The sequence below is a fragment of the Amycolatopsis sacchari genome (assembly GCF_900114035.1).
In the GTDB taxonomy this organism is placed as follows: domain Bacteria; phylum Actinomycetota; class Actinomycetes; order Mycobacteriales; family Pseudonocardiaceae; genus Amycolatopsis_E; species Amycolatopsis_E sacchari.
In genome coordinates, this window is sequence record NZ_FORP01000005.1 from 188,535 (window position 1) to 204,596 (window position 16,062).

The following is a 16,062-nucleotide window of genomic DNA, read 5'->3' on the forward strand; positions in this document are numbered from 1 at the left end:
GCAGACCGTGCTCGACGACCACTCCCGCGTCGCCTACGCCGGGGTCTGCGCCGACGAGACGACCGCGACCGCGATCGCAGTGTCGCCAAGTTCGGCCAAATCCCCGACGGGCGGCGGGCGGCGCTACGTCGGCATGCAGCAGGGCGACCGCAACCGGTCGGCAACGGTCGCCAGGACCAGGACACCGCGCAGCACACTACCGCCCTCGGACCGGTATCGACTGGCCCATGTCGGTGGGCGTCCGAGACAGCACCATGACTATCTTCGCCGCCATCGAGTACGTCCGACCGTCTTCGACGACAAGCCGACAATATCCCTGGACGCCAGTCGCTAGCCGACGAGCAGGCTGTCCAGGTTGATGCTGCCCGAGTCACCGGGTGCGACGAGCAGTTGCACCACGTCGTTCCCGGCGGGCAGGGGCACGTCGGCCGTGACGGTGGACCACGTGTCCCAGCTGCCCGTCACCGGTAACGACAGCTGCCGCGCGGTGCCGCCCGCGACGAGGGTGATCGTCCTGGTCTCGGTCAGGTACGGCGGGTTCTGCCCGCCGGTCCAGTTCGCGTAGCGGACGGTCACCCGGTGCGGTCCGGCGGCCGGCACGGAGACCACGGCGGTGATCGCCGCACCGCCGTAGAGGTGGTCGACGAAACCGGTGCCGGTGTAACCGGGGTGGTCCCGCCCGGTCGACGCACCGCCGCTGAGGATCGCCTGCTCCGCCTCGGCCACCGTCCCCGCGGGCACCGGTGGCGCCACGTACAGCGCGGCGGTCGACGTGGTCTGGTCCACCGCGTTCTTCTTGCCCTGCCACGTGGTGGTCACCGTGAGCGGCACGCGCGCCGGAGGCTGGTTCGCCGGGGCGGTCACCGTCCAGGTATTGGTCACGGTCGCCCCGCGCGTCGCGGCCGCACCCGGGGTGGCGCTCCACCCGCTGGGCAGCGAAAGCTCCGTCTTGACGTCCCTCGCGTCCGCACCGCCGACCGAGCGGAGCGTTTGCGTGATCTGGAACGGCGAGCCCGGTGCCGCCGCGTCGGGTGCGTCGAGCGTGGCGACCAGATCCGGGGCCGACGCGTCAGGCACGGTCAGCTCCGCGATGCTGGCCGGCTGCCCTCCGTCGAAGGTGAGTTGCACGGCGCGGGCGGTCACGGGCGGCCAGAGGGCGTCGAGGGTGCCCGTCGCCGGTACCGCACCGGCCGCGACCTGCTGCCACCGCCCGGACGGTGCCTGCACGCGCACCGTGTAGGACTCCGGCCGCGTCGCGCCCCACACGACGGAGGCATGTCCGGTCCTGACCGGCTTGTCCGGGGTCACGGTGAACGACGAGGACGTGCCGGTGGCGGCCCAGCTGGTCACCGCGTTGCCGTCGACCGCCGCGGCGGGCTGGTTGACCGGCTGCGCGGAACTCGCCGACACCGGCGCGCAGCGTGCCGTGTTGTCGCTCGGCGCCAGGTCCGGGCGCGCGGTGGTCACCGTGACCGGCCTGCCCCACCTCAGCGTCTGCGTTCCCGACGGTGTGCTGAGCGCGACCGGCGTACCGGACATGAGCGTCACCGTCGTCCTGTCGAGTCCAATGTGGACATCGACGGCGCGTCCCCGGTACTGCAGGCCGGTGATCGTGATGCCCGGGGACAGCTGCGGGGGCAGGGTCGGGTTCAGCGACAGGGCACCGGAGTCCCACCGCAGCCCGGCGAAACCGTAGGCGAAGGTCTGGAGGAACCCACCGGCCCCGGTCGCGAAGTCGAACGCCGGGTTGGACTGGCCACCCGAGGGCGTCAGGTACTGCGTCTCGTTGAACTGGGCGAACGCGCCGCGCAGGAAGGGCTGGTACGAGTCCTGGAACAGCGTGTACGCGAGGCAGCCCGGCCGCTGGACCTGCGCCGCGACCACCGCCTCGACGGACGCCGTCATGGCGGGCCCGCCCGTGTCGGTGACCGGCATGTACCGGTCGAGGTCCGCGGCGGCCACCTGGTTGTCCGTGACGTAGCCGAACGGGTAGGTCATCAGGACCGTGTCCGCCTGCTTGACCGGCTGGCCGGTGTAGCCCGGGTACTCCGGGTGCGTGCCGTCGGCGTCGGTCGCGACGAAGATGTTCTCCGCGATGGCCGCCCACGACGGATCGGGGGACAGCCCGAGCACGCGCGCGGCGGCCGTCGCGTTGCGCAGGGCGATCACGGCGCCGGCGTTGGTCGCCGACTCGTCGTCGACACCCGAGGTGTACTCGTCGGGGCCGGTGACCTCGTGGATGTGGTACCTGCCGTCGGCGCCGGGCGTGACCCGGCTGGCCCAGAACTCGGCGACGTCCCTGAGCACCGGGTAGCCGTCGGTGCGCAGCCAGTCCGTGTCACCGGTGGCCTGGTAGTACTGCCACTGGGCGAGGGAGATGTCGGCCTGCAGGTGGTCCTCGTAATGGCTGCACGGCGCCAGGCCGCCGCACTTGCCGGTCGGGCCGTCGTCCCACGCCCACGAGCCGCCCCGGTAGCCCGCGGACCGGGCGTTGGCCTCGGCCGCGGCCAACGTGTCGTAGCGGAACCGGACGATCGACCTCGCCAGCTCCGGGTGCAGGACCAGCAAGGACGGGAACATCCACGTATCGGCGTCCCAGAAGATGACGCCGGCGTAGTTGTCACTGGACAGCCCGGCCGGCGGGATGCTGAAGTTCACGCCCTCACGCAGACTTGAATACAGAAGGTAGAACGAGCTGTTCACGGCCGTCTGCACCGCGGGCAGGCCCTCGACCGTGATGTGCCGCTGCCACAACGCCGCCCACTGCGCGGTGTGCGCGCCGACCAGCCGCTGCCAGCCGGTCGCGACGGCGCCGTCGACCGTCGCCCGCGCGACGTCCGCCGGGGCACCCGGGTCGTTCGACGTCGAAATGCCCACGTACTTCGTGAACTCGTAGGAGAGTGCGGACCGGACCGGAACCGTCCACTGTGTACCGGCGGTCGCCGCGTCGTCGCCGGGCAGCACCGCGTCCCGCCGGGACACCCGCACACCGGGGCCGGCCACGAGCCGCGCGGTCTCGGCGACCGCGGTGCCGCGTCCCGGCGTGACCAGCTGGACGGTCGCGGTGTCCGTGGCGGTGTCCACGGCCCGGCCGGCAGCGGTGATCCGCTGGGCGCCGGCGCCGTTGAGCAATGACGTGACCGCCAGGTCCCCGGTCCAGGACGGGGTGATGCTCGCCCGAACCTGGGCGAGGTGCATGCGGTCGCGGTTGGCGAGCACCTCGTACCGCACCGCCGCGGACCGGCCCGGCGCCGGTGTCCAGCGGAAGGTGGTGGTGACGGTGCCCGTGCGCATGTCCAGCGTCTGGCGGTACTCGCTGACCTGGGCGGCGGGCACGTCCGCGTCCAGCACGTGCCCGTCGACGGCGAAGGACAGGTCGGACCACGTCGGCAGCGTCGAGATGTGGTCCGTCGTGCCGGTGTTCTCGTACACCCCCGCGACCAGCGCCGTGGTCGAGCGGTCGTTGTACAGGGGCCAGTTCCCGACGCCGAGCTCACCGCCGCCCTCGAACCCGGCACCGATCGCGGACAGCCGCTGCGCGAGATAACCGTTGCCGACGAACGGTTCCTGGATGTAGTCGTCGGGGGTGTAGGTGCTGTTCGCCAGCACCCACGCGTCACCGCCCCCGGGCCCGGCCGGTGCCGCGTCGGCCTGCGGACCGGCGGCGGTGGTCACCAGCAGAGCGGCCGCCATGGCCGCCACGGTGAGCTTCCCCATGCCGCATGATCTTTCTCGCCCCGGATCGCGCGAGTCAAGCCGGCGGTTGCGCGAAACCGTGGATCACGAACCTGGCGAAGCGCTGGGACGCCGCGACTCGCCCGGCGAGCGTGCTCGCCCGGAAACCGTTTACCGCCGTGAGCATGAGGACCAGGTCGTCCACGGCGACCTCGGGGCGCACGCGGCCGGTGGCCTTGACCCGGCGGAGGAGTTCGGCAGCGGAGGCCAGCGAGCGAGCCCGCATCGCGGCGAAGTCCACCGCGTGCGGGAACTCGGACTTGAAGGCGGTGGTGAACTCGCGGTCGAGTGCCTGCCTCGCGCAGAGCTTCTCGATGGCGAGACAGAAGCCCCGCCAGGGATCGGGATCCGCGATTCCACTGTCCACAATGGACCACCACGGGCGCGTTTGCTCGGTGAACACCTCGGCGGCCAGCGTCTCCTTGGTGGGGAAGTGGCGGTACACCGTGGCGGGGGAGACCTGGGCGCGCCGTGCGATCTCCCTGATCGGCGCGGCCGGCCCGTCGGTGAGGAACGTCGCCCTGGCCGCGTCGACGATGAGGCCGCGGTTGTCCCGCGCCTCGGAACGCCGGCCGTGAGGCAATCGATCGGTCACCGCTCTCACTTTAGCCACGCGGACGGGGGTGTCCGTTACGGTCCGCTGATGATGACGACCAGGCAGGACGGGGATTCCTGGGATCTGGCTTCCGGCGTCGGCGTGACCGCGACGATGGCCGCGATGACCCGGGCGATCGCGAGCCGTGAAGGCGATGCTCTCATCGAGGACCCGTTCGCCGCACCGCTCGTCGAGGCGGTCGGCATCGAGCTCCTCACCCGGCTGGCGACCGGCGAACAGCCCCCTGGGGATTTGGTCGGGCGGGCGGCGATCGACGGCGCGAAGGCGCGAACCCGGTTCTACGACGAGTTCTTCCTCGATGCGACGGCGGTGGGCATCAGGCAGGTGGTGATCCTGGCGGCGGGGTTGGATTCCCGCGCGTACCGGCTGCCGTGGCCGGCGGGCACCGTGGTGTACGAGGTCGACCGACCGCGGGTCGTCGAGTTCAAGACCCGCACACTAGCCGGGCTGGGTGCCGAGCCCACCGCGCAGCGCACGGCCGTGGCCGCCGACCTGCGCGATGACTGGCCCGCCGCGCTGAGCGCCGCCGGATTCGACCCGGCGGTGCCGACCGCGTGGAGCGCCGAAGGCCTGCTGGGTTACCTGCCGCCCGAGGCGCAGGACCGGATGCTGGACACCGTCACGGAACTCAGCGCGCCGGGAAGCCGGGTGGCCACGGAAAGCCGACCGGGCAACGAGGAGGTGAAGGAAGGTCTGGACCGCGTTTCCGCACGCTGGCGTGCACACGGGTTCGACTTCGACCACGCCGCCCAGCGGTACCTCGGTCAGCGCAACGAAGCGGCCGCGTACCTCGCTGCGCGCGGCTGGGTGCTGACCGGGGTCAGCGTCCGGGAGTTGTTCGCCGCCCACGGTTTCTCCCTCGACGGGGACGACCTCGGCATGAGCGAGGTGCGCTACGTGAGCGGTACCAAGGCTGCCGAAGTGCTCAGCCGCAGCACCCGGAGTTCGCCACCACCGGGAGTTCCCGCGCGGCCGCGGCGCGTGGTTTGACGGCCTTGACGATGGCCGAGTGCATGTTCTCGGCGGCTTCGTGCGTCGGCGTGATCTCGATGTCGGTGAATCCCGCGTGGGTCAGGCCCGTGCGGTATTCGGCGAACGACAGGGCGCCCGCGATGCAGCCGACGTAGTTCCCGCGCTCCGCCCGCTCGGCCGCGGTGAGGTGGTCTTCGGCGACGACGTCGGAGATGCCGATCCGGCCGCCGGGCCTGAGCACGCGGAACATCTCGGCGAACACCACCGGCTTGTCCACCGACAGGTTGATCACGCAGTTGGAGATGATCACGTCGACCCGGTTCGCCGGAAGCGGGATCGCCTCGATGTTCCCCTTGAGGAAATCGACGTTCGTCGCCCCGGCTTTCTCGGCGTTGGCGAGTGCGAGGGCGAGCATCTCCTCGGTCATGTCGAGCCCGTACACCTTGCCGGCCGGGCCGACCCGTTTAGCGGACAGCAGCACGTCGATGCCGCCGCCGGACCCGAGGTCGAGCACGGTTTCGCCCTCGCGTAGCTCGGCCACGGCCAGCGGGTTGCCGCAGCCGAGGCTCGCCGACACCGCCTCCGGCGGCAGGGACGAGCGCTCCGCCTCGTCGTACAAACCACCGGTCAGGTCGGCGGGCCCGGGGCAGCAGGACACCCCCGAACCGGCCCGCACCGCGGCCTCCGCATAGCGCTCGCGCACCTGTTCACGCAGCTCCTGCTCACCCATGCCGGCTCCTCCCGTCGGTGGACGAGCAGGACTCTGCTCCTCTGTATCGATGGACGTCAAGATAGAAGCCTGTTTAGATAGCGCTGTGTCCCAGCAGTTGTGCTGCTCGCCGCTGGTGCGGGAACCGCTGTCCGACGGGCAGGCCGCGGACCTGGCGAAGGTGTTCAAGGCGGTCGCTGACCCGGTCCGGTTGCGGCTGCTGTCGCTGATCGCCTCCCACGACGGCGGCGAGGTGTGCGTGTGCGACCTGACCGAAGCCTTCGACCTGACCGGGCCGACGATCTCCCACCACCTCAAGGTGCTGCGCGAGTCCGGGCTGATCACCGGCGAACGGCGCGGCACCTGGATCTACTACCGCGTGCGGCCCGAAACCCTGGCCCGGCTCTCCGCCGTCCTCACCCCCATTCCGGACACCCAGGAGCCGTCGTGAACCCCACCCCTGAAGTCCTGTTCGTCTGCGTCCACAACGCGGGCCGCTCGCAGATGGCCGCCGCCCTGCTCGACCACCACGCGGCGGGCGGCGTCACCGTCCGCTCCGCCGGATCCGCGCCCGCCGCCACCGTCAACCCCGCCGTCGTCGAAGCCATGCGCGAGCTCGGTCTGGACCTCTCCAAGGAATTCCCCAAGCCCCTGACCACCGAAGCCGTCCAAGCCGCGGACGTCGTGATCACCATGGGCTGCGGTGACGCGTGTCCCGTCTTCCCGGGAAAGCGCTATCTCGACTGGCAGCTCGACGACCCGGCGGGCAAGGACGTCGCTGCCGTCCGCCCCATCCGCGACGAGATCGACCGGCGCGTCCGCGCGCTGCTGGACGAACTCTCGCGCCGTGCGGGTGCCGCGTGACGGCTCACGGCTGGACGTTCTCCAGGTCCTCGAAGAGGCTGGGGTGCGTGGGTTCCCAGCCGAGGGCCTCGCGGGTGTGGGCGCTGGAGGCCGGCTGGTCCATGGCGAAGATCGGGCCGAACGGGCCGAAGTCCTCCTGCGGCACCGACCGCACCGGCAGGCCGAGCCGGCGGCCGATGACGGCCGCGATGTCGCGGACCGCGTCACCCTCGTCGGCCACGGCGTGCCAGGCCGTGCCTGCCGGGGCCGATTCCAGCGCCAGGCGGAACAGGACCGCCGCGTCGAGCGCGTGCACGGCGGGCCAGCGCTGGGTGCCGTCGCCGGGGTAGCCCACCACCCCGGTGCGGCGGGCCTGCTCGGTCAGCAGCCCGGCGAACCCGCCCTTGCCCTCGTTGTGCACCGTGCGCGGCATGCGGACCGCCGTCGCCCGGACCCCGCGTGAAGCCAGGTCCAGCAGCGCGTTGACCGAACGGGCGCGACCCGCCACCGGCCCCTCGACCGGCAGGGGATCGGCCTCGGTGGAAGCGCGGCCCGGCACCCACGGCGTGCCCGAGACGGTGACGATCGGGCGGTCACTGCCCACGAGTGCCTCGCCCAGCGCTGCCATGGCCGCGCTCTCCTCGGCGATCGAGCGCGCGAGCGCCTCGTCGGTGCTGTAGTCATTGCCGAACGCCAGGCTGATCACGCCGTCCGACTGCGCGGCACCGGCGCGCAGGACGTCGAGGTCCGCGAGCTGACCGCGCAGCACCCGGGCGCCGGCGTCGGTGAGCGCCTGCGCGGACTTGTCCGAACGGGCCAGCGCGAGCACGGAGTGACCGGCGGCGAGCAGCTCGGCGACGACCGCGGAGCCGATGGTGCCGGTGCCCCCGGTGACGAAAACCTGCATGGAAAGACCCTCCTGAGGTGATGCGACCTTTGTCCCGTCACCATACACGGTGACGGGACTCTTGTCCCATCGCTAGGATGAGGTCATGGCCCGCTGGCAACCCGACACGACTCACCGGCTCGTCGTGGCGGCCGTCGACCTGTTCACGGAACAGGGCTACGACGCCACCACGGTCGCGCAGATCGCCGAGCGCGCGGGTGTCACCAAGAGCACCTTCTTCCGGCACTTCTCCGACAAGCGGGAGCTGCTTGTCGCCGGCCAGGAAACGCTGAGCCGCCTGCTCGCCGAGGGGATCGCCGAGGCGCCGGAAGGTGACGGACCCCTCGAAGCGGTCGCGGCGGGCCTCGAGCGCGCGTCCGGCGTCATGGGCCAGGCCAACCGCGAACTCGGCCCCCGCCTGAAGGCGGCCGTGGCGGCCAGCGCCGAACTGCAGGAGCGGGACGCGCTCAAGACCGTCGGTCTCGCGGCCGCCATGACCGACGCCCTCGTCGCGCGCGGCGTTCCCGAACTGACCGCGCACCTCGCGGCCGAACTGGGCGTCCTCGCGTTCAAGCGGGGTTTCGCCCGGTGGTCCGAAACCGATCGCGGGGACGGTGAAGGGCTCGCGCCCTACGCGCTGGCCGCCCTGCGTGACCTCCGCGAGGCGACGGCATCGCTGGCGTGACCGGGGCCTACTTCCCGGCCAGCTCGGCGACGACCGGTGCGAGCGTTTCGGCGAAATCGGCGCCGAAGACGAAGTAGGTGAAGCCGATCTCCTCCCGCCGTCGCTGGATCTCCTCGGCGGCCGCGGCCGGGTCGTCCGGGAGGATCGCCAGCGAGTCCACGGCGCGGAGCGCGGCGGGGTCGGTGCCGGGAGGGGCCATGAACGGCGCGACCCGGTCGCCGATCACCGCGACGTGCTGCGAGAGTTCGATCTCCCGTTCGGGGTGGAAGCCGCGGACCAGGCGGGTGGTCTCCGCCCGGTCGTCCCCCGGCATCAGCGCGAAGGTGACGGTGTCCGCGACCTCGGCCGCCAGCGCCTGCGCCTTCGGGCCGCGGACGGCCATCACCACGGGCGTGTGCGCGTCGGGTCCGTCGAGATCCCGAAGCGTCGCAATGGTTTCCCGCACCTGGGCCAGCCGCCCCGTCAGCCCGGGTGTGGGCAGGCCCAGCTCGCGGACCTCGTCCTCGATGCCGGGCCTGCCGGTGCCGATGCCCAGCTCGAAGCGCCCCTCGGTGAGCACCGACAGCGAGTGCGCCTCCCACGCGGTGTGCCACGGCGGGCGCAGCGGGGAGGCGTAGACCCAGGTGCCGACGCGCAGGTCGGCGAGACCGGCCGCGGCGGCCAGCGTGGGGCCGGGTGCGGGCTGCCACCGCGGGACGTCGGGCATCAGCAGCGTGGAGAACCCGCTGTCGGCGATCCGGCGCACCCGGTCCCGCCACGCCGGGAGGTCGGAGGTGATCGGGGCGACGGCCCCGAACCGGAACCGCTGGGTGCCGCTGCTTGCGTTCGAATCGCTCATCGTGCCCGTCCTCGTCGGTAGTCGTTACCCGGGTAGACCGGTGCCGCCGCCGGAACTCACCGGTGTCAGTCGAAGGAGCAGCCCGGGTTCGGCGCGTCGACGGCCAGCGGCTGCCCGGCCGGGTTCCGGTAGAACACGTCGAGCACGACGGGTGTGGTGCCCAGGTTCCGTCCGATGTGGACATAGCCGGGCCCGCTGTTCTCGGAGATCAGCCGGCCGGGGTGGTAGGTCCCGTCACTGGCGCACGTGGCGTCGTTGTGGCTCAGCACGCCCTGCTTGACGAAACCGGTCACCTCCCCGGGGTGGTAGTGCCAGCCGGTGCTGCCGCCCGGCGCGAGCGTGATCTCCCTGAGCACGTACTCGGTGCCGCCGACGACGTGGTCGAAGAGCGTGACCGCCGAAACGCCGCGGCCGGGCGTCGCGTTCGCGGTGGCGGGAAGGGTGGCGAGGCACAGGCCGGCGGCGAGGGTGGCCGCCGCTGATTTTCTGTTCACCGGGCGAAGGTTATTCCTCTATGGCGCCGCTCACCAGACACCTCGGCTGCCAATTAAGTGCTACATTGATGAGGCAGTTTAGAGTGCAGAGGAGACAACGATGAGCAGGATCTGGTGGTCACCGGAGCGTCGCGCGGCTTCGGGCGCAGCCTGACCGAGGCCGTCCTGGAGGCGGGCGATTCCGTCGTCGCCACGGCTCGGCGGCCCGGGCAGCTGGACGATCTGGTCGCCAGGTACGGCGAGCGGATCCGCGCGGTCGCGCTCGACGTGACCGATGCCGGTGCCGCGCGCCGGGCCGTCAAGGAGGCGACCAGCGCGTTCGGCGGGCTGGACGTGGTGGTCAACAACGCGGGCTACGCCAACAGCGCGGCGATCGAGGAGATGGCCGAGGACGACTTCCGCGCCCAGATCGAAACGAACCTGTTCGGCGTAGTGCACGTCACGCGTGCCGCGCTGCCGGTGTTCCGGGAGCAGCGGTCCGGCACGTTCGTGCAGTTCTCGTCGATCGGCGGGCGCGTGGGCGGCACGCCGGGGATGGGCGCCTACCAGACGGCGAAGTTCGCGGTCGAGGGGTTCTCGGAGGTGCTCGCGAGCGAGGTGGCGCCGTTCGGGGTGCGGGTGATCATCGTCGAGCCGGGTGCGTTCCGCACGGACTGGCAGGGGTCGTCGATGACGCGGCACCCGGTCGGCCCCGGCTACGAGGAGACGGTCGGCGCGCTGCACCGGTACCGGGACGAGCAGGACGGCAAGCAGCCGGGCGATCCGGTCCGTGGCGCGAAGGCCGTGATCGAGGCGGTCGGGGCACCGAACCCGCCGCGCCGGCTGATCCTGGGCGCCGCGGCCGTCGAGTCGGCACTGGCGTCGGCGCGGGAACGTTCGGCCGAAGCCGAGCAGTGGGCGGAGCTGAGCCGGTCGGCCGATTTCCCCGCCGACGCACGCTAGGGCGCGTCCTGCCGCTTCGGGTGACGACGGCGGGGGAGGACCGTCAGGCCCCCTCCCCCCGGCCGGTGTCAGCGCGCGACCTGTGCGGTGACGCGGTCGATGGCCTGCACCGCGACGTCCGGCTGGTCGACGTAGATGTAGTGGCCGCTGTTGTCCGCCACGGTCAGGGTGCTGTGGCTGGACAACGCGAGCCACTTGCGCTGCCCCTCGGTCCACGCCTGTTCCAGCGCCTGGCCGTAGCCGGGCACGCCCTGCTCGAGGTAGGGCTGCCCGTGCCGGATCACCTCCACTGGCACGTTCCCGGCGGACCGGACCTCCCCGTCCGGCGTCGCGAGCTGTTCCGGCGTCTCGCCGCGCACCACGGCCACGAACTGCGCCCGGATATCGCTGGCGGGGCTGGGCGCGGACTCCGGGATGATCCTCGTGACGTCGGCGCTCATGGTCGACGGGGTGGCGTCCATGAGGACGACGCCCTTCACCCGGTCCTGGTGGTCGGGCGCGTACCGGGCCGCGATGAGCCCGCCGAGCGAGTGCCCGGCCAGCACGACCGGGCTCTTCCCGGCGACGCGGTCCAGCACCCCGGTCAGGATCTTGCCGGTGGTGTCGAAGGTCTGCGGGCCGTCCGGCTGGTCGCTGGCGCCTTCGCCGAGCCGGTCGTAGGAGCAGACGCGGTGGGTGCCGCTGAGCCTCCGCTGGAAGTCGGTGAGCTTGTCGAGCCCGTCGCCGAGCCCGGCCAGCAGGACGACCACCGGCTTGCCCTGCGCGGAAGCGCCGGAGCACGAGACGTTGACCGACTTGCCGTCGACGGTGATCTTCGTGGTGCCGTCGATGCCACCGGGCGCGCTGTCACCCGCGGCGGCCGCCGTCGTGGCGGGCGGGGCGGCCGGTGCCGGCTGGTCCTCGCTGCCCTCCTCGTCGCAGGCCGTGAGCGACAGGCCGGCGACGGCAACCCCCAGTGCGATCAGCGAAGTGACCTTCGTGGTGCGGAACATCGTGTTTCTCCCATGGTTTCAGCTGGTGCTCGCCGTGCCGGCGACGCGATGAACGTTATGGGCCGCGGCGGCCCGGAACGATCACCCGGAGTCCCCTCTTCACGGTGGGGTTGTCCCCACCCCCGCCGCGTCGTGGTGGCGACAACATAAGTGCCGGGGCCGCGGCTCGGGAACGGCGGTGACTCACACGCAGAATTGTTTGCACGGTGGGGAAAACGACGTCGAAGGGGGCGTTTTCTGTTGCACCGCAGGCACGGCTTTGCCCGTTCGGCGATCGCGGGTTGCCCGCGCGTTCCTCAGTGGCGGAGTGCCTTGCGGGCCAGCAGGTTCCCGAGGAACTGGGCGGCCTGGACGAGCACGATGATCGTGAGCACGGCCAGTCCCGTGACGGCCCAGTTGAACCGGTGGTAGCCGTAGGTGATCGCGAAGTCGCCGAGCCCGCCGCCGCCGACCGCGCCCGCCACCGCCGTCATGTCGACCACCGCGACGAACACGAAGGTGTAGCCCAGGATCAGCGGGCCGAGCGCCTCCGGCACCAGCAGCGTGACGATGATCCGCAGCGGGCTCGCGCCCATCGCGCGGGCGGCTTCGAGCACCCCGGGGTCGATCGTGACCAGGTTCTGCTCCACGATCCGGGAGATGCCGAACGTCGCGGCCACCACGAGCGCGAAGGTGGCCGCGGTGGTGCCCAGCTGGGTGCCCACGGCGAGGATGGTCAGCGGGCCGATCGCGGTGATGAAGATGATGAACGGGATCGGCCGGATGATGTTGACCAGCACGTTGAGCACCGTGAACACCCAGCGGTTGGCCAGCAGCCCGCCGGGCCTGGTGGTGTAGAGCAGGATCCCGAGCACCAGCCCGAGCACGCCGCCCACGAGCAGCGTGGTCACCGCCATGAACAGGGTCTGCCCGATCGCGGAGAGGAAGACCGGGCCGAGGGTGTCCCAGTCGATGGTCATCGTGCGAGCTCCTCGATTTCGGTGGTGGTGCGGAGTTCGGCGACGAGCGCGTCGACGCCGGCGGGTTCGCCGAGCAGCTCCAGCGTCAGCCCGCCGAAGGACCGGCCCGACAACGTCGTGATGCCGCCGTAGACGATCTCGAAGCGGACCCCGTGCCTGCTCACGGCGTCCGACAGCACGGCGCCGAGCCGCCCGGCGTCGTCGACCCTCGCCGCGATGAGCCTGCCGCCGTGCCGGGCGCGGAGCCGCTCCAGGTCGGCGCCCTCCGGGGTTTCGCGCAGCACCGTGCGGACGAACCGGCGTGCGGTCGCGCTCTTCGGTGCCGAGAACATGTCATAGACGGTGCCCTCCTCGACGATCCGGCCGTCGTCGAGCACCGCGACCCGGTCGGCGATCTCGCGGACCACGTCCATTTCGTGGGTGATCACCACGATCGTCACGCCGAGCTCGGTGTTGACCCGCTTGAGCAGCCGCAGGACCTCCGCGGTGGTGCCGGGGTCCAGCGCGCTGGTGGCCTCGTCGGCCAGCAGGATCTTCGGGTTGGTCGCGAGCGCCCGCGCGATCCCGACCCGCTGCTTCTGCCCGCCGGAGAGCTGGTCGGGATAGCTCCACGCCTTGTCGGCGATGCCGACGAAGTTCAGCAGCTCCGCGACGCGTCGCCGGCGCCGTTCCCGGTCCCAGCCCGCGACCTTGAGCGGGTAGGCGACGTTGCCGAACACGGTGCGCGAGCGCAGCAGGTTGAACTGCTGGAAGACCATCCCGATCCCGGCGCGGACGCGGCGCAGCTCGCGCTCGGACAGGGTCGACAGGTCGACACCGTCGACCAGCACCTGCCCCGACGTGACCGGTTCGAGCGCGTTGATCAGCCGCACGAGGGTGCTCTTGCCCGCGCCGGAGTAGCCGATGATCCCGAAGACCTGCCCGGCCTCGATGGCGAGGTCCACCCCGTCGACCGCCGTGACCGCCTGCGCGCCGGTGCCGAACGTCTTGGTGACCCCGCGGAATTCGACGATGCTCATTTCTTCGCGGACCGCACGGTCTGCTCGAGCCGGGCCAGGATCGCCTCCAGGTCGGCGCGGGGCCGGTCGACGAGCACGGCGGTGTTCTTGGACTCCGCCTCGACCTCGCCCGTCACCCGCGGGTCGCGGTAGAGCTGGGCGAGCTTGAGGTAGGTCGGGTTGTCCTTGTCGGCGGCCCTGGCGACGAACGCGTTGATGTAGGGCTCGGCGGAGGGGCTCTTCGGGTCGTCGTTGAACAGCGCCTTGGACGGGTCGAGCCCGGCGTCGAGCGCGAAGTTGTTGTTGACGACCGCGGCGTCCACCGACGGCAGCGCGGCGACGGTCTGGGAGGCGTCGACCGGCGTCACGGTGACCTTCGACGCGGCCTGGTCGATCTCCGCGGGGGTGGACAGCACGGTCCCGCCGCCCCGCAGCTTGACCAGCCCCGCCGACTGGAGCACCAGCAGCGCCCTGGCCTGGTTCGTCGGGTCGTTCGGGATGGCGACCTGCCCGCCCGCCGGGATCTCCGCCAGCGTGCTGTGCTTGCGCGAGTACAGGCTCAGCGGCACGACGTAGGTCGAGCCGATCGGAGTGAGCGTGTCGTCGCTGGACACGTCGTAGTTGGCCAGGAACAGGATGTGCTGGAACAGGTTCAGGTCCAGCTGGCCCTGCGACAGCGCGGGGTTGGCCTGCGTGTAGTCGCTGAAGTTCACGAGCTGGACGTCGATCCCCTGCTCCGCGGCGAGCCGGGTGTAGGTCTTCCAGTAGTCGGCGCTGATGTCGGTCACCCCGATCCGCACGGTGGTGCGGCCGGCGGTGTTGGACGAGCCGCCGGTCGTGGTGACCAGCACCACGACGACGGCCGCCACGACGACGATCGCCGCGGCGAGACCGAGGAAGAAACCTTTGCCCCGGCCCGGCTTCTCGGGAAGGTCGGCCGTCGGCTCCGGGGCGTCTTGCGTGGACATGCTGCCTCTCAGGTCAGGAACGGGTGGTCTGGACCGGATCGTGTCCGGCCGGCCGCCATCCTGCGGCAACGCGCCAGGTCACGGCACCGGTTCCCAGGAGGTGGAACGGGGAAGAGCGCCGCGGGAAGCCGTGTTGTGGCTGGCGTTACGGCCGCCCCTCTGTCCTTTGTGGACACAGAGGGCCGCCACGATGTGGACAGCGGTCGACACCGGCGGCGCGGCGCAGGATGCTGGCAGTCGTCGAAGGGATCGCCGTGCCTGAAGTCGCGCTGTCCGTGCTCGATCTGGCCCCGATCAGCGAGGGGGCGACCGCCGCCACCGCGGTGCGCAACACCATCGACCTCGCGCGCCACGCGGAACGCCTGGGGTACAAGCGGTACTGGCTCGCCGAGCACCACCTCGCGCCCGGTGTGGCGGGCAGTTCGCCGCCGGTGCTCGGCGCGCTCGTCGCGAGCGCGACCGAGCGGATCCGCGTCGGTTCGGCCGGTGTCCAGCTCGCCCACCGCACGCCGCTGTCGGTGGTGGAGGAGTTCGGGCTGATCGACGCACTGCACCCCGGCCGCCTCGACCTCGGGCTCGGCCGCAGCGGCAAGCAGCTGCTGCGGGAACGCGCGGACCGGCCGCCCGCGCCCGCCGCACCGCCGCCGGACGCCGGCGTGCTCATCCCGCCGCCGCCGGACGCCGGCGTGCTCATCCCGCCGCCGCCGGACCTGCGCGGGCTGACCCGCTCGCCCCGGCTCGCCCTGACGTTCGGCCTGCTGCAGCAACCGGGAGCCGAGACGCCGGACTACGGGGAGCAGGTCGCCGACATCCTCGCCCTGCTCGAAGGGACCTACCGTTCGCCGGAAGGGCTCGACGCGCACGCGGTGCCGGGTGAGGGAGCCGACGTCGAGGTGTGGATCCTGGGCAGCTCCGGCGGGGCGAGCGCGCGGACCGCGGGTGAGCGGGGGCTGCGGTTCGTCGCGAACTACCACGTCAGCCCGTCCACGGTGCTGGACGCCGTCGGCGCCTACCGCGCCGCCTTCACGCCGTCGAAGTACCTGGCCCGGCCCCACGTCGCGGTGTCGGCGGACGTGGTGGTGGCCGAGACCGACGCGAAGGCGGCGGAACTGGCCGCGGGCTACGGGCCGTGGGTGCGCAGCATCCGCACCGGTCAGGGCGCGATCCCTTTCCCCGCAACGGAAACCGTCGCGGCGCAGGCGTGGACGGACGAGGACGCGGCGATCGTCGCCGACCGCGTGCGCACCCAGTTCACGGGCTCGCCGAAGACGGTGGCCGAGGGGCTGCGGCGCCTGCGGGACGCCACGGGTGCCGACGAACTGGTGATCACCACGATCACCCACGAGCACGCCGACCGGGTGCGGTCCTACGAACTGCTCGCGGGGGAGTGGGGCCGGTAGCGCGCGGGCGGGCGGCCGCGGTGCC

Annotated in this window: 16 protein-coding genes; 6 read left to right on the plus strand and 10 right to left on the minus strand. The window is 71.8% G+C overall.

Translation table 11 applies throughout. The features are described 5' to 3' along the window. Positions 1–330 precede the first annotated feature (330 nt). Positions 331–3,717 (minus strand): glycosyl hydrolase family 65 domain-containing protein, encoded by a 3,387-nt coding sequence (locus BMZ92_RS11295; protein WP_091505939.1) that lies wholly within the window; start codon positions 3,715–3,717, stop codon positions 331–333. 34 nt (positions 3,718–3,751) lie between these two features. Beyond that, positions 3,752–4,330 carry a TetR/AcrR family transcriptional regulator gene (locus BMZ92_RS11300; RefSeq protein WP_177228644.1) on the minus strand — a complete coding sequence of 193 codons (579 nt, stop codon included), beginning with the start codon at positions 4,328–4,330 and terminating at the stop codon, positions 3,752–3,754. Positions 4,331–4,378: 48 nt separating this feature from the next. Between BMZ92_RS11300 and BMZ92_RS11305 the strand changes: the two genes are divergently transcribed. Further along, positions 4,379–5,341, plus strand: coding sequence for an SAM-dependent methyltransferase (locus tag BMZ92_RS11305; protein WP_091505944.1), 963 nt, complete (start codon positions 4,379–4,381; stop codon positions 5,339–5,341). On the opposite strand, the gene arsM is transcribed toward BMZ92_RS11305, so the two are convergent. Then, positions 5,277–6,053, minus strand: a complete 777-nt coding sequence (gene arsM / locus BMZ92_RS11310; RefSeq protein ID WP_091505946.1) for an arsenite methyltransferase — start codon at positions 6,051–6,053, stop codon at positions 5,277–5,279. The two genes, BMZ92_RS11305 and arsM, sit on opposite strands and share 65 nt — an antisense overlap. Positions 6,054–6,102: 49 nt before the next feature. On the opposite strand from arsM, the gene BMZ92_RS11315 reads away from it, so the two are divergent. Both BMZ92_RS11315 and BMZ92_RS11320 read left to right on the plus strand, forming a co-directional pair. Further along, complete coding sequence (locus tag BMZ92_RS11315) at positions 6,103–6,483, plus strand: ArsR/SmtB family transcription factor (RefSeq protein ID WP_091505948.1); 381 nt, start codon at positions 6,103–6,105, stop codon at positions 6,481–6,483. After that, positions 6,480–6,896 (plus strand): arsenate reductase ArsC, encoded by a 417-nt coding sequence (locus BMZ92_RS11320; RefSeq protein WP_091505951.1) that lies wholly within the window; start codon positions 6,480–6,482, stop codon positions 6,894–6,896. The genes BMZ92_RS11315 and BMZ92_RS11320 overlap by 4 nt, the downstream gene beginning before the upstream one ends. 4 nt (positions 6,897–6,900) lie before the next feature. Here BMZ92_RS11320 and BMZ92_RS11325 read toward each other — a convergent pair whose 3' ends face one another. Beyond that, positions 6,901–7,782 (minus strand): SDR family oxidoreductase, encoded by an 882-nt coding sequence (locus tag BMZ92_RS11325; protein ID WP_091505953.1) that lies wholly within the window; start codon positions 7,780–7,782, stop codon positions 6,901–6,903. 85 nt (positions 7,783–7,867) lie between these two features. On the opposite strand from BMZ92_RS11325, the gene BMZ92_RS11330 reads away from it, so the two are divergent. Next, positions 7,868–8,446: a TetR/AcrR family transcriptional regulator gene (locus BMZ92_RS11330; protein WP_091505956.1), complete on the plus strand. Its 579-nt coding sequence runs from the start codon at positions 7,868–7,870 to the stop codon at positions 8,444–8,446. 7 nt (positions 8,447–8,453) lie between these two features. On the opposite strand, the gene BMZ92_RS11335 is transcribed toward BMZ92_RS11330, so the two are convergent. Next, positions 8,454–9,284 (minus strand): LLM class flavin-dependent oxidoreductase, encoded by an 831-nt coding sequence (locus tag BMZ92_RS11335; protein WP_091505958.1) that lies wholly within the window; start codon positions 9,282–9,284, stop codon positions 8,454–8,456. A gap of 65 nt (positions 9,285–9,349) precedes the next feature. Then, the gene (locus BMZ92_RS11340) at positions 9,350–9,778 is read right to left on the minus strand and encodes a cupin domain-containing protein (RefSeq protein ID WP_143249848.1); all 429 of its coding nucleotides are present in this window, start codon (positions 9,776–9,778) and stop codon (positions 9,350–9,352) included. A gap of 114 nt (positions 9,779–9,892) precedes the next feature. On the opposite strand from BMZ92_RS11340, the gene BMZ92_RS11345 reads away from it, so the two are divergent. Continuing rightward, complete coding sequence (locus BMZ92_RS11345) at positions 9,893–10,720, plus strand: oxidoreductase (protein ID WP_245783004.1); 828 nt, start codon at positions 9,893–9,895, stop codon at positions 10,718–10,720. 68 nt (positions 10,721–10,788) lie between these two features. Here the strand turns inward: BMZ92_RS11345 and BMZ92_RS11350 are convergent, their stop codons facing one another. From BMZ92_RS11350 to BMZ92_RS11365, 4 genes are all read right to left on the minus strand, one after another. Then, a complete protein-coding gene (locus tag BMZ92_RS11350; protein WP_091505962.1) occupies positions 10,789–11,712 on the minus strand; it encodes an alpha/beta fold hydrolase in 924 nt (307 codons plus the stop codon). A 296-nt stretch (positions 11,713–12,008) separates the two neighbouring features. After that, entirely contained in the window at positions 12,009–12,671 is a 663-nt protein-coding gene (locus BMZ92_RS11355) for a methionine ABC transporter permease (RefSeq protein WP_091505964.1), read from the minus strand. Continuing rightward, on the minus strand, positions 12,668–13,690 hold the full coding sequence (locus tag BMZ92_RS11360; protein ID WP_091505965.1) for a methionine ABC transporter ATP-binding protein: 1,023 nt from the start codon (positions 13,688–13,690) through the stop codon (positions 12,668–12,670). The genes BMZ92_RS11355 and BMZ92_RS11360 overlap by 4 nt, the downstream gene beginning before the upstream one ends. After that, positions 13,687–14,637, minus strand: coding sequence for a MetQ/NlpA family ABC transporter substrate-binding protein (locus tag BMZ92_RS11365; protein WP_091505967.1), 951 nt, complete (start codon positions 14,635–14,637; stop codon positions 13,687–13,689). Before BMZ92_RS11365 ends, BMZ92_RS11360 begins: the two co-directional genes overlap by 4 nt. 254 nt (positions 14,638–14,891) lie before the next feature. Between BMZ92_RS11365 and BMZ92_RS11370 the strand changes: the two genes are divergently transcribed. Then, the gene (locus BMZ92_RS11370; protein WP_245783005.1) at positions 14,892–16,037 is read left to right on the plus strand and encodes an LLM class flavin-dependent oxidoreductase; all 1,146 of its coding nucleotides are present in this window, start codon (positions 14,892–14,894) and stop codon (positions 16,035–16,037) included. Positions 16,038–16,062: the final 25 nt, after the last annotated feature.